10 protein-coding genes and 1 pseudogene are annotated in these 13,256 nt (G+C 60.7%); 8 read left to right on the forward strand and 3 right to left on the reverse strand.

The features are described 5' to 3' along the window. Nucleotides 1–9: 9 nt before the first annotated feature. From aceF to HU738_RS16805, 4 genes are all read left to right on the forward strand, one after another. Nucleotides 10–1,650 (forward strand): dihydrolipoyllysine-residue acetyltransferase, encoded by a 1,641-nt coding sequence (gene aceF, locus HU738_RS16790; protein WP_186602871.1) that lies wholly within the window; start codon nt 10–12, stop codon nt 1,648–1,650. 422 nt (nt 1,651–2,072) lie between these two features. Then, the gene (locus tag HU738_RS16795; RefSeq protein ID WP_186602870.1) at nt 2,073–4,754 is read left to right on the forward strand and encodes a putative bifunctional diguanylate cyclase/phosphodiesterase; all 2,682 of its coding nucleotides are present in this window, start codon (nt 2,073–2,075) and stop codon (nt 4,752–4,754) included. Between the two features lie 138 nt (nt 4,755–4,892). Then, nucleotides 4,893–5,561 carry a peptide-methionine (S)-S-oxide reductase MsrA gene (gene msrA / locus HU738_RS16800; protein WP_186602869.1) on the forward strand — a complete coding sequence of 223 codons (669 nt, stop codon included), beginning with the start codon at nt 4,893–4,895 and terminating at the stop codon, nt 5,559–5,561. Between the two features lie 3 nt (nt 5,562–5,564). Continuing rightward, the gene (locus HU738_RS16805; protein WP_186602868.1) at nt 5,565–6,188 is read left to right on the forward strand and encodes a glutathione S-transferase; all 624 of its coding nucleotides are present in this window, start codon (nt 5,565–5,567) and stop codon (nt 6,186–6,188) included. Between the two features lie 160 nt (nt 6,189–6,348). On the opposite strand, the gene rloA2 is transcribed toward HU738_RS16805, so the two are convergent. Continuing rightward, the gene (gene rloA2 / locus HU738_RS16810) at nt 6,349–6,849 is read right to left on the reverse strand and encodes a retropepsin-like aspartic peptidase RloA2 (protein ID WP_176506817.1); all 501 of its coding nucleotides are present in this window, start codon (nt 6,847–6,849) and stop codon (nt 6,349–6,351) included. 182 nt (nt 6,850–7,031) lie between these two features. Here rloA2 and yihG point away from each other — a divergent pair, with 182 nt between their 5' ends. Then, entirely contained in the window at nt 7,032–7,919 is an 888-nt protein-coding gene (gene yihG / locus HU738_RS16815; RefSeq protein ID WP_186602867.1) for a 1-acylglycerol-3-phosphate O-acyltransferase, YihG family, read from the forward strand. A gap of 221 nt (nt 7,920–8,140) precedes the next feature. Further along, complete coding sequence (locus HU738_RS16820) at nt 8,141–9,490, forward strand: APC family permease (protein ID WP_186602866.1); 1,350 nt, start codon at nt 8,141–8,143, stop codon at nt 9,488–9,490. Between the two features lie 108 nt (nt 9,491–9,598). Here HU738_RS16820 and HU738_RS16825 read toward each other — a convergent pair whose 3' ends face one another. Then, the gene (locus tag HU738_RS16825; RefSeq protein ID WP_186602865.1) at nt 9,599–10,174 is read right to left on the reverse strand and encodes a DUF2780 domain-containing protein; all 576 of its coding nucleotides are present in this window, start codon (nt 10,172–10,174) and stop codon (nt 9,599–9,601) included. 164 nt (nt 10,175–10,338) lie between these two features. On the opposite strand from HU738_RS16825, the gene HU738_RS16830 reads away from it, so the two are divergent. Then, nucleotides 10,339–11,310 (forward strand): RHS repeat-associated core domain-containing protein, encoded by a 972-nt coding sequence (locus HU738_RS16830; protein ID WP_186602864.1) that lies wholly within the window; start codon nt 10,339–10,341, stop codon nt 11,308–11,310. A gap of 165 nt (nt 11,311–11,475) precedes the next feature. Here HU738_RS16830 and HU738_RS16835 read toward each other — a convergent pair. Beyond that, nucleotides 11,476–11,643: pseudogene (locus HU738_RS16835) on the reverse strand (DUF2780 domain-containing protein); the annotation flags it as partial. A gap of 215 nt (nt 11,644–11,858) precedes the next feature. Here HU738_RS16835 and HU738_RS16840 point away from each other — a divergent pair. Next, complete coding sequence (locus tag HU738_RS16840; RefSeq protein ID WP_225923481.1) at nt 11,859–12,806, forward strand: RHS repeat-associated core domain-containing protein; 948 nt, start codon at nt 11,859–11,861, stop codon at nt 12,804–12,806. Nucleotides 12,807–13,256: the final 450 nt, after the last annotated feature.

Below are 13,256 nucleotides of genomic sequence, written 5' to 3' on the forward strand. Positions count from 1 at the left end.
TATTTTTAAGTGAGCGAACTCATTCGCGTACCTGACATCGGCAGCGGTGAAGGTGAAATCATCGAGCTGTTCGTCAAGGTCGGTGACCGTATCGAGGCTGACCAGAGCCTGCTGACCCTGGAGTCCGACAAGGCCTCCATGGAGATCCCGGCGCCCAAGGCCGGCGTGATCAAGGAACTGAAGGTCAAGCTGGGCGACCGCCTGAAAGAAGGCGACGAGCTGCTGGTTCTGGAAGCCGAGGGTGCCGCTGCTGCGGCCCCTGAGGCTCCGGCTGCCGCGCCTGCCCAGGCTGCTGCTCCAGCGCCAGCCGCTGAAGCAGCACCTGCCCCTGCTCCGGCCGCAGCCCCGGCTGCCGCCAGCGTGCAGGACATCCACGTGCCGGACATCGGCTCGTCGGGCAAGGCCAAGATCATCGAAGTGCTGGTCAAGGTCGGCGACACCGTCGAAGCCGACCAGTCGCTGATTACCCTGGAGTCCGACAAGGCCTCCATGGAAATCCCGTCGCCGGCTGCCGGCGTGGTCGAAGAAGTCCTGTGCAAGCTGGAAGACGAAGTCGGCACTGGCGACCTGATCTTCAAGCTCAAGGTGGCTGGCGCTGCGCCTGCTGCGGCACCGGCACCAGCCGCTGCTGCACCGGCCAAGGCCGAGGCTGCTCCTGCCGCCGCACCTGCCGCTGCCGCCCCGGCTGCTGCCCCCGCTCCGGTCGCTACCGCACCGGCTGCCGGCAGCAACGCCAAGGTTCACGCAGGCCCGGCGGTTCGCCAGCTGGCCCGTGAATTCGGTGTCGACCTGGGCGCAGTGGCCGCTACCGGTCCGCACGGCCGCATCCTCAAAGAAGACGTGCAGGTCTACGTCAAGGCGATGATGCAGAAGGCCAAGGAAGCTCCAGCAGCCGCTGGCGCAACCGGCGGCGCTGGCATCCCGCCGATCCCGGCCGTGGACTTCAGCAAGTTCGGTGAAGTGGAAGAAGTCGCCCTGACCCGCCTGATGCAGGTCGGTGCCACCAACCTGCACCGCAGCTGGCTGAACGTGCCGCACGTGACTCAGTTCGACTCCGCCGACATCACCGAGCTGGAAGCCTTCCGCGTTGCGCAGAAGGCCGTGGCCGAGAAAGCAGGTGTCAAGCTGACCGTGCTGCCACTGCTGCTCAAGGCCTGCGCCTTCCTGCTCAAGGAACTGCCGGACTTCAACAGCTCGCTGGCGCCAAGCGGCAAGGCCATCATCCGCAAGAAGTACGTGCACATCGGCTTCGCCGTGGACACCCCGGACGGCCTGCTGGTCCCTGTGATCAAGAACGTCGACCAGAAGAGCCTGCTGCAACTGGCTGCAGAAGCCGCTGCACTGGCGGAGAAGGCGCGCACCAAGAAGCTGTCGGCCGACGACATGCAAGGTGCCTGCTTCACCATCTCCAGCCTCGGCCACATTGGCGGCACCGGCTTCACGCCGATCGTCAACGCGCCGGAAGTGGCGATCCTGGGCGTCTCCAAGGCGACCATGCAGCCGGTCTGGGATGGCAAGGCCTTCCAGCCGAAGCTGATGCTGCCGCTGTCGCTGTCCTACGATCACCGTGTGATCAACGGCGCTGCCGCCGCGCGCTTCACCAAGCGCCTGGGCGACGTGCTGGGCGATATCCGCACCATGCTGCTGTAATCGCAGCCCACCTGCCTCCTCCCGGGGAGGCAGGTACCCTTTTCGAGCTGCCACGCTCGTACCTCAACCCCGCCCGTTGGCGGGGCTTTTTTTGTCCGCCTTTAAGCAACGTGGCCATGCTGTGAGGCCATGGTTGTCAGCCGGCTTGCAAGACTCAAGACATGCACCAAGGCAGGCGACCATGGCGTAACAAGTTCGGCACGTCGCAGCAACTGCAGGAGCGGATTTATCCGCGATGCGCCGCGCGGGCGGCGCTCGATCTCACAGGCGCCAAAAATCCCAAGGCAAACTAAGGATTTCAGCCAGGCGGCCGAAAACATATACATGACAGCCCTCATGGCCGCTTGCCAGCCTCAGGGACATGATGCAACCTTGCCAGATACGCCGCCGTCCAGGCCGCGTCCCCTTCAAGCGAGTCTTCGATGAAAAGCCAACCCGATGCCGCCAGCCGTGTGGCGGCCGAGGTCGTCACGCAGCTCCCCGTGCCCTCGCGGCTCGGCATGCTGCGTTTCGAAAGGCTGAACGAAGCCAACTGGGCGATGCTTTACCTCGATCCTGCTTGCGAACGCCAGTTCGGCTTGCCCGCTGCCGAGCTGTGTGCGCTGATCGATGCGCCCTATGCCAGCCTGATGGAGCCCGAGGCCCGCTACCGGCTGCACGATGAAATCCAGCTGCAACTGCGCAACCGCGGCTACTACCGGGTGCGCTACACCCTGCACACCCAGGCCCGCGCGCTGCGCGTGCTGGAAGCCGGCGAGGCATACAAGCAGCACAACCGCCAGCTGCTGCGCGGCTTCCTTACGGTGCTCGATGACGACGACAGTGACCTCGACACCGACGACCTGGAATCGCGCAACAACCGCTTGCAACTGGCTCTGCAGATCAACCAGCGCGCCCAGCAGGAGCAGCTTGAACACCTGGAACGGGTGCGTGCCCAGCAAGACCTCATCCTGCGCCTGGCCCGCCAGCGCTACAGCGCCGAGAACTCGCTGCTCGAAGCCGCCCAGCTGATCACCCGCAGCGCCTGCGAGATCTACAAGGTCGACAGCGCCAGCATCTGGCACCTGGAAGAGCAGCGTCTGGAGCCGATCAGTGCCTGGCTGCGCGACGAGCAGGCGCACCGCCTGCCCGAACCGATCGATGCCAGCCGCTTCCCCGACTACCTGGACGCCCTGCACGCCAGCCGTGCCATCGACGCGCACAACGCCAACCACGACCCGCGCACCCGTGACCTGGCCGAGAGCCTGTATGCCGACAACAACGCCATGCTCGACGCCAGCATCCGCGTCGATGGCCAGGTAGTCGGCGTGTTGTGCCTGGAACAGACTGGCCAGCCGCGCGCCTGGCAGTCCGATGAAATCGCCTTTGCCGGTGAGCTCGCCGACCAGTTCGCCCAGGTCATCACCAACCACAACCGGCGCACCGCCGCCAGCGCCCTGCACCTGTTCCAGCGGGCCGTGGAACAAAGCGCCAGCGCCTTCCTGCTGGTCAACCGCGACGGCGTGGTGGAGTACGTCAACCCAAGCTTCACGGCCATCACCCAGTACAGCACCGAGGAAGTCCAGGGCCACCACCTGGCCGAGCTGCCAGCCCTGGAAAACCTCAGCGAATTGCTGTTCGACTCGCCGTCGAGCCTGGCCATGGGCAACAGCTGGCAAGGCGAATTCAAGAGCCGGCGCAAGAACCTCGAGCCTTACTGGGGCCAGTTGTCGATCTCCAAGGTGTACGGCGACAACCGTGAGCTGACCCACTACATCGGCATCTACGAAGACGTCACCCAGACCAAGCTGGCCCAGCAACGCATCGAGCGCCTGGCCTACACCGACAACCTGACCAACCTGGGCAACCGCCCGGCATTCATCCGCAAGCTCGACGAGCGCTTCGCCCGCGACAGCGAGAACCCGATCTGCCTGCTGCTGGTGGACATCGACAACTTCAAGCGGATCAACGACAGCCTCGGCCACCAGACCGGCGACAAATTGCTGATCAGCCTGGCCCGGCGCCTGCGCAACAGCCTCAGCGTCAACGGCGTACTCGCCCGTTTCGCCAGCAACGAGTTCGCCGTGCTGCTCGACGACACCAGCCTGGAAGACGGCCAGGGCGTAGCCCTGCAATTGCTGCGTACCCTCGACAAACCGATGTTCGTCGACAACCAGCTGATCAACGTCACCGCCTCGGTGGGCCTGGCATGCGCGCCGCTGCACGGCAGCGACCCGACCACCCTGATGAAGAACGCCGGCCTCGCCCTGCACAAGGCCAAGGCCAACGGCAAGCACCAGGTGCAGGTGTTCACCGAAGTGCTCAATGCCGAAGCCAGCTACAAGCTGTTCGTCGAGAACAACCTGCGCCGCGCCCTGACCCAGAACGAGCTGGAGGTGTTCTACCAGCCCAAGCTGTGCCTGCGCAGCGGCCGCCTGCTGGGCCTTGAGGCCTTGCTACGCTGGAACCACCCCGAGCGCGGCATGATCCGCCCGGACCAGTTCATCAGCGTGGCCGAGGAAACCGGCCTGATCATCCCCATCGGCAAGTGGGTGGTGCGCCAGTCGTGCCGCATGAGCCAGCAGTTGCAGCAGGCCGGCATGGGCTGCCTGCACGTGGCCATCAACCTGTCGCCCAAGCAGTTCTCCGACCCCGACCTGGTGGCCTCGATCGGTTTGATCCTCAAGGAAGAAGGCCTGCCCCCGCACCTGCTGGAGCTGGAACTCACCGAGGGCCTGCTGCTGGAAGCGACCGAAGACACCCACCGCCAGCTCGACGAACTCAAGGCCCTGGGCCTGACCCTGGCCATGGACGACTTCGGCACCGGTTATTCGTCGTTGAGCTACCTGAAGAAATTCCCGATCGACATCATCAAGATCGACCGCAGCTTCATCAACGAGATCCCCGACAACCAGGACGACATGGAAATCACCTCGGCGGTGGTGGCCATGGCCCACAACCTCAAGCTCAAGGTGGTGGCCGAAGGGATCGAGACGCCCGAGCAGCTCGCCTTCCTGCGCCGGCATCGCTGCGACGTCGGCCAGGGCTACCTGTTCGACCGGCCAATCCCGGGCCGTGAGCTGGAAGAAAAACTCAAGCGCTATCCGCGCGGCCCAATAGCCTGACAGCGGCGCCAAGCTCGGGCAAACTAGATCCCATTCAGGCCTCATCGCGGATAAATCCGCTCCTACAGGGATTGCGTAGGCGCGGATTTATCCGCGATGAAGCCAACTCCTATCCCACCGACATACAGAGGAACGGCCATGGTCCTGCGTTCGGAAATCCTGGTGAACAAAAACGTCATGCCAACCGCGGAGCAAGCCCTGCCTGGCCGCGAAACGCCCATGCAGCTGCCCGAGTTCCACTACGTATTCAAAGACACCCCACTGCTCGGCCCGTTCTTCGAAGGCGCCATCGACTTCGCCATCTTCGGCCTGGGCTGCTTCTGGGGCGCCGAGCGCCGCTTCTGGCAGCGCGAAGGCGTGGTCAGCACGGTGGTCGGCTACGCCGGTGGCTTCACCCCGCACCCGACCTACGAAGAAGTCTGCTCGGGCCTGACCGGCCACACCGAGGTGGTGCTGGTGGTGTTCGACAAGGACAAGGTCAGCTACCGCGAGCTGTTGGCGATGTTCTGGGAGCTGCACAACCCGACCCAGGGCATGCGCCAGGGCAACGACATCGGCACCCAGTACCGCTCGGCCATCTACTGCACCAGCCCGGAACAGCTGGAGCAGGCCAAGGCCAGCCGCGACGCCTTCCAGGCCGAGCTGAGCAAGGCCGGCTTCGGCGAAATCACCACCGAAATCGACCAGGCGCCGACGGTTTACTTCGCCGAGGCCTACCACCAGCAGTACCTGGCCAAGAACCCGGACGGCTACTGCGGTATCGGCGGCACCGGCGTGTGCCTGCCTCCGAGCCTGCAGGGCAACTGAACCATGAGCACGATGACCCTGTTCCACTCGCCGCTGTCACCTTTCGTGCGCAAGGTCATGGTGGTGCTGCACGAGACCGGCCAGCTTGGCCGTGTCGCGCTGCAGCCGGTGAACATCAGCCCGGTGAACGGCGACGAGCAGCTCAACCAGGACAACCCGATCGGCAAGATTCCGGCGCTGCGCCTGGAGGACGGCACCGTGCTGCACGACAGCCGGGTGATCTGCGAGTACCTCGACCTGCAGCATGTCGGCCAGCCGCTGCTGCCACGCGAGGGCTCGGCGCGCTGGCGGCGCATGACCTTGGCTTCGCAGGCTGACGCGATCATGGATGCAGCGGTGCTGAGCCGCTACGAAAGCTTCCTGCGGCCTGAAGCGAAGCGCTGGGAGGGCTGGCTCGAAGCGCAAGCCGAGAAGATTCGCCGCAGCCTGGCGAACCTGGAGCAAGCGCACCTGGCAGAGCTGGCGTCCGGGTTCGATATTGCGGCGATTGGCGTGGCCTGTGCGTTGGGGTATCTGGACCTGCGTCAGCCGCAGTTCGGCTGGCGTGAGCGCCAGCCTGGCCTGGCGGCCTGGTATGCCGAAGTGGCCAAGCGGCCGTCGATGGTGGCTACCGCCCCAGCGGCCTAAAGGGCCTCTTCGCGGGTGTGGGAGCAGCCTTGTGTCGCGGAAGGGCCGCGAAGCGGCCCCGGCAATTTCCGCTGCGAAGCTGAGAACCTGGGGCCGCTTCGCGCCCCTTTCGCGACACAAGGCCGCTCCCACATACAGCAGAACCAGTGTGCTATCGCGATCAGCAGTCAGGATTACCCGCAGTAAACTTCTTGGCTGGGTTCACCGCCGCCTTGAACTGGCGCAATGCCTTGGAGCCAATCAGCAACGGGTAGTTGAAGTGGCTGCGGTCCACCAGGTTGACCTCCATGGTGCGCTTCACGCCACCCAGGCACATCTCCAGGTCGATCACCGGCCGCTTGGAGATTTCCGGCGCATCGCCCTCGTCCTCTTCCTCGGCACGCCCCTTGATCTTGCTGATGCGCGAGACCTGGTGCTCATAGACCTTGCCGTCGGAGTCCTTGGTAGCCAGGCGGAAACGCACCCACTCCTCGCCATCACGGGTGAACAACTCGATGTCCTTGGCCGACAGCGAGGCCGTCCAGGCACCGGTGTCCATCTTGGCTTTCAAGGTCTGGCCCAGCTCGGGCAACTTGATGTTCTCGTAACGGCCGTAGAGTGTCGGTTCGGCGGCCATGACCGGCAACGCCAGCAGCGATAAGAGGGCAAGCAGAGATTTCACAGGCAAGCTTCCTTGAGAAGGGTCAGTGCTTAGACTGCACTGGCGGGATAGGTTCGCTGTCACAAGCCTAACCAACATGTTGTGAAACATTTGTCCCTGCCGTCGGGCATTGGACATTTGGCGTAGGCCGCGGCGCTGCTTATCATTGCGCCCTGCTAATTTCCCACAACAAGAGTTTCCTTATGCGTCGCCTGCTTACCGGCCTTTTCACGACCATCCTGCTGCTGCTCAACACCTTGGTGTTGATCTGCCCGCTGCTGGTCTTCGCCCTGCTCAAACTGGTGCTGCCGGGCCGTGGGCGTGACTATGCCTCGTGGGCGGTGATGTGGGTAGCCGAAACCTGGTCGGAAATCGACAAGGCCATCTTCGCCCTGTGCATCCCGACCCAGTGGGACATTCGCGGTGTCGAGAACCTGCGCAAGGACACCTCGTACCTGGCGGTCAGCAACCACCAGACCTGGGTCGATATCCCGGCGCTGATCGAAAGCCTCAACCGCCGCACGCCGTTCTTCAAGTTCTTTCTCAAAAAGGAGCTGATCTGGGTGCCGCTGCTGGGCCTGGCCTGGTGGGGCCTCGATTACCCATTCATGAAGCGCTACAGCAAGGCGTTTCTGGAAAAGCACCCGGAGCTCAAGGGCAAGGACCTGGAGATCACCAAGGCCGCCTGCGAGCTGTTCAAGCGCCAGCCGGTCACCGTGGTCAACTACCTCGAGGGCACCCGCTTCACCGAGGCCAAGCACCGCGAACAGCAATCGCCCTATCGCTACCTGCTCAAGCCCAAGGCCGGCGGCGTGGCGTTCGTGCTGGCAGCGCTGGGCGAACAGCTGGATGCGCTGCTGGACGTGACGATCGTCTACCCCGGCAACCAGGCGCCGGGGTTCTGGGCGTTGCTCAATGGCAGCATCAACCGGGTGATTATCGACATTCAGGTGCGTGAGCTGGACCCGGCCTTGTGGGATGGGGATTACGAGAATGACCCGGCTTTCCGTCAGACCGTGCAGGGTTGGGTGAACCAGTTGTGGCTGGAGAAGGACCAGCGGATCGAGCAGCTGCGCGGTGAAATGAGCTGAGTTTTATTGCCTGTACCGGCCTCTCGCGGATAAATCCGCTCCTACGGGGATCGCTACCCGTGTAGGAGCGGATTTATCCGCGAGAGGCCGGTGTAGGCACTATCAATGCCCCAATTAAAAGCCAGGCTAATAATTAGAATAAGTAATACTTTTTTGTCATCACCCACCCAAGTGGATAAAAATCGACCAAAGCACAACTACAAAAATGCCTGGATCGATCGATGGCCAACCCACCCAGCTCCAACTCCGCCCAACTGCGCCGTGTCCTCGGCCTCCCCGCCCTGGTGTTCTTCGGCCTGGTGTACATGGTCCCGCTGACCATCTTCACCACCTACGGCATCGTCACCGAACTCACCGGTGGCCGCACCGCCGGCGCCTACATGGTCACCCTGGTGGCCATGCTGTTCACCGCCGCGTCCTACAGTTTCATGGTCAAGCGCTTCCCGGTCGCGGGCTCGGCGTACTCCTACACCAACATGGCCTTCGGCCCCAACGTCGGCTTCCTCGCCGGCTGGTCGTTGCTGCTCGACTATCTGTTCCTGCCAATGATCAACTACCTGTTGATCGGCCTGTTCCTCAACATCGCCTTCCCGGCCATCCCGGCGTGGTCCATCGCCCTGGCCTCGATCGTGCTGGTGACGGTGCTGAACGTGGTCGGCATCCACTCGGTGGCCAAGACCAGCAACCTGATCGTCGGCGCGCAGATCGTCTTCATCGTGGTGTTCGTCGCGCTGTCGTGCCAGTCGCTGGCCGGCCAACCGCTGGACCTGCTGGCGCCGCTGCTGGGTGATGGCTCCAAGCCCGGTTTCGGCGCGATCATGGCCGGTGCGGCGGTGCTGTGCCTGTCGTTCCTCGGCTTCGATGCCGTGTCGACCCTGGCCGAAGAATGCCGCGATGCCCGCCGTGATGTACCGCGGGCGATCATCCTCACCACCCTGTTCGCTGGCGTGCTGTTCACCGTACTGGCCTATGTCAGCCAGCTGGTGATGCCGGGCACCACCTTCGCCAATGCCGATGCAGCGGCCAACGAGGTGATGTTCAAGGCGGGCGGGCAGTTCCTGGCCAACTTCTTCACGGCAGCGTATGTCGCCGGCAGCCTCGGCTCGGCGCTGGCCTCGCAGGCAGCGGTATCGCGCATCCTGTTCACCATGGGGCGTGACAACGTGCTGCCAAGGCGCAGCTTCGGTTACCTGTCGCCGCGCTTCGGCACGCCGGTGTTCGCCATTGCGCTGGTGTCGGCGTTCTCGCTGCTGGCGTTGGTGATCGACCTGGCCACCCTCGCCTCGCTGATCAGCTTCGGTGCGCTGGTGGCGTTTTCGGCGGTGAACCTGGCGGTGGTGAAGACGCACCTGATGGACGACGGCGCCCAGCGTAACCTCAAGGGGCTGCTGTGCTACGGCCTGGTACCACTGGTGGGGTTGGCGTTGACATTGTGGCTGTGGACCAGCCTGTCGGCACTGACCTTGGTGATTGGGCTGTGCTGGTTTGCTCTGGGCCTGGCATACCTGGCGGTATTGACCGCCGGCTTCCGCCGCCCGGTGCGGCTGGTGGACTTCACCGAAGCCGTCTGACCAGACGCAAGGCCACTCCCACGGGTACAGCACTTGACTTGAATGCTGTGAGATCCCCGTGGGAGCCGGCTTGCCGACGATAGGGCCGGCACTGGCGCTAAAAAATCATCAGACCGAAGGCTGGGTCAACGGCGCGGGAGTAGTCCACAAACTCCCCAGATTCTGCAGCAACGACCCGGCAATCCCCTGCTGCCCCAGGTACTGCAGAATCAATGGCGCAAACTGCCCGATCATCCCGGTATCCATCCCCAGCGCCTTGAACGCATTGTCCAGGTCGCCGCGGTTCTGCACGTCATTGCCCAGCGCCTTGTCCAGCGCCGACTGGCTGCCCTTGTCGCTGCCCAGCAACTCACCCAGCCCACTCAGCCCGCCCAGGACATTGGCACCCGACAGCAGGTCCAGGCCCGGCACGGCCTTGGTCAGCTGGCCATAGTCGTCGCTGCTCAGGTTGTTGCGCGCCAACCCCAACATGGCCCCTGCCCCGCCTACGGCCTGTTCGGGGGTGATGTTCAACTGGCTGCCCAGGGTGTTGAGCAGGTTGGCCTGCCCTTCGGGGGCCTGTACCTGGCCTTGTTGCTTCGGGTTCTGCATGGCGGAGACGGCGTTGGCGGCGTCGCTGAGGTTGAAGGCGAACACCGGGCTTGCGGCCAGGGTCATCAGGGTTGCCAGGGTGAATGCTTTCATCGGGAGGGACCTCGGTCGGCCGGGATGGCCTGGGAAACGATCAATTGGACTGGAGATTCAGGGGTTTGTTCCGGGCAGCTTGTCACCTGACAAAACTGCCAGTTGTGACCGCATGCATAGGCGCGCAGATTGGAAATCTTCAATCGCTTCTTGAGATCCGAAACATGACAACCGACAAAAAAGCATCAAGCGCTGCCTTACTGAGGAGAAGTCGAGGAACGACTGCAGAAGGGAGACTCATGCTTTTTTATCAAAAGGGTCATTTGGTAACTGAGCGTGCTGAGAAAGGCAATCGCCACATACTACGGGCACACGATATCGTGATGGCTCAGCTGGAGCAGGTGAAGGCAGCCCGAATTCTTCAAGTTGACCAAGCCGGCTCCGTCCTGGGTAGGGCTCCTAATACGATGGCGTATTCCCCCTATGGTCACTTGGACGCGGAAAAGTTAACAGCCTTACTCGCGTTCAACGGGCAACGGTTTGATCTGATCATGAAAGACTACGCGCTGGGCAATGGGTACCGGATATATAGCCCAGCTTTAGCGCGCTTCTACAGCTCTGACACACTCAGTCCGTTTGGGAAAGGCGGGCTAAATACTTATAGTTACTGTGAAGGCGACCCCGTCAACAGGAATGATCCATCGGGCCATTTCTCATTGAAACCATTTAAAAATCTCTTTTCAGGGCGAAGAAAAAACAAAATCAGACGAATCACAGAATATAGAGACACAGTCAAAGAATACAATAGTCTAGAAAACCCGCGCAGAATAAATGGAGAAATTGATTTTCTTAAACTATCTCGAAATAGAAAGGCAATTGACTCGAATCGCTTACCTCAACGCCCAAGACTATCACACAAAGATACAGCCTATGCCGAAAAGCACAACATACCCCTTCCGACCGTTGATAGGATAGCCATGGACTATATGGACACCTCAAAGGAACTGATAGCTAATAATAGCTACATTTTGAATAAAATTGATGCAGCCATAAAGAACCCGGCCATTCATGAGATCAAAGACTTCAATTTCACAGACTACATGGACTCCATAAAAATCAGAGACATCAGAGACAACCCTTTCGAAAGACGCCCTCTGCAGCGGGATTGGTATTCCAAAGGGTATCAAGACTCATAATTCGCTGTTCACCGTGCTGGGCTAAGTCAGCCTGCTGGTGATGCCGGGCACCACCTTCGTCAATGCCATTGCAGCGGCAAACGAGGTGATGCTCAAGGCGGACGGGCGGTCCAGGTCTTCACGGTTTTCCACGTCGTTGCTCAGCGCCTTGTGCAGCGCCGAATTGCTGCCCAGGGTTTTGAGCAGGTTGGCCTGCCCTTTGCGCGCCTTTACCTGGCCTTGTTGCTTCGAGTTCTGCATGGCGGAGACGGCGTTGGCGGCGTCGTTGAGGTTGAAAGCGAACACCGGGCTTGCGGCCAGGGTCATCAGGGTTGCCAGAGTGAAAGCTTTCATCGGGAGGGACCTCGGTTGGCCGGGATGGCCTGGGAAACGAGCAATCTGACTGGAGATTCAGGGGTTTGTTCCGTGCCTGATTCGCTACCTGTTCACGCATGGTATTGGCAGTACCTGATATTTCTACCAGTAGCCCCAAAAGCTAAAGCCAAAGATACTGAAGAGCCATGCAGGCCAGAAAGCCAACTTTCTCAGCGAATAGGCAGGAGATATCAATGAAAATTGAGAAAAGTCTGATTTTTTATAATGAAGATAACGTCTCTACAATAAAAAACCGAACCCAAAGCTGGAAGGTTTATCGAGCCATGAACCTGCCTTTAGCCGAGCCAAGAAATACAGCCCCCAAGGACTACCACCTATTGGCAACAGATAAAAATGGAACGGTGATTCAGACAGCTGACCCAAACAATGTAGCCCTTACCTATACCCCTTATGGCCAAGCCCCGGAACTGCAACTCCAATCCAGTGTATTGGGGTTCAATGGCGAGAAGATTGAACACTCAATTAACGGATACTTACTAGGGCTTGGCCATCATCGCGCTTACCATCCAGGATTAATGCGTTTTTTATCTCCAGACACCTTCAGCCCAAACTCCATCGGCGGAATTAATACATACAGCTATTGCGGAAATAACCCAATAAACCACACTGATCCTTCCGGACACTTTCGCATCCGAAGTTTATTAGGGCATACATTCCGCCCGAAGCTTCCAAAACGAATCAAAAACCAAAATAACGCACCACTCCCGACTCCACTCCCGACTCCACTCCCGTCCTATGAAGTCGCGACTGGCCCAACGCCTCCCCCGACGCCCTCCCCAAACCCGCCAACTTATGCTGAAACAATGCGAAGCTATCCCGCAGAGCGGACTTCTCCATTAGTTCTAAAAGAGATAAAAAAACTTCAACCACTCGTAGACCAATACGAATCCTACCTACGCCAACAAGCACCTAAGCACCTACGCGCAGAAGAACGCGTCCGTTACGCCAGGCACGCGACTGAGCAGTTACCCTACGGGTCCGACTTGTGGAGACACTACAACGAGCAACTCATTACAGCAATTCTCGAAGAGGATTATTATTATCGAAAGATAGCAAAGATCACCAGTGAGCAAAAAAGACTTCAGGAGTATGTCTCCACCTTGAGGGGAACGACTTCATAAAACTCTACACCCAGCAGGTCGCATAACAGTCGACCTGCTGGCCATCTGTTCTGCATCGCCCTTGACATCCTTCCCAGGATGCCCGCTGATGGAAGATGCCGAGCTGGGCATCAGCTGACGGTTGCACTGGGTGGTCGGGGGTCTGGACAGTGTGTAAGCAGTGCAACCTGGCCCAGCCCAAGCCGAAGGGGATGCTCAGCCCGGCAACATCATTCACGTTTTCCGACTTTTCCGCTTACTTGTAGGACGCTTCTGAAATATGCTCCCAAGCCGCTTAAGCCATTGCGGTGATCTTGGCTGCGCTCTAGTCTCGGGCGGTCGTTGCGAAATCAGCGACCGGCTTTGACAGGCCGACCAGAAAATCCTAATGGCTTTCGCCTTCGATGGCGGCTGTGTATGGGGCACTTCGTGTGCGCCGGGTTTTTTGGTTTTTCTACCGGTCTGTCAACC

Source organism: Pseudomonas vlassakiae, from assembly GCF_014269035.2.
GTDB classification, from domain to species: Bacteria; Pseudomonadota; Gammaproteobacteria; order Pseudomonadales; family Pseudomonadaceae; genus Aquipseudomonas; species Aquipseudomonas vlassakiae.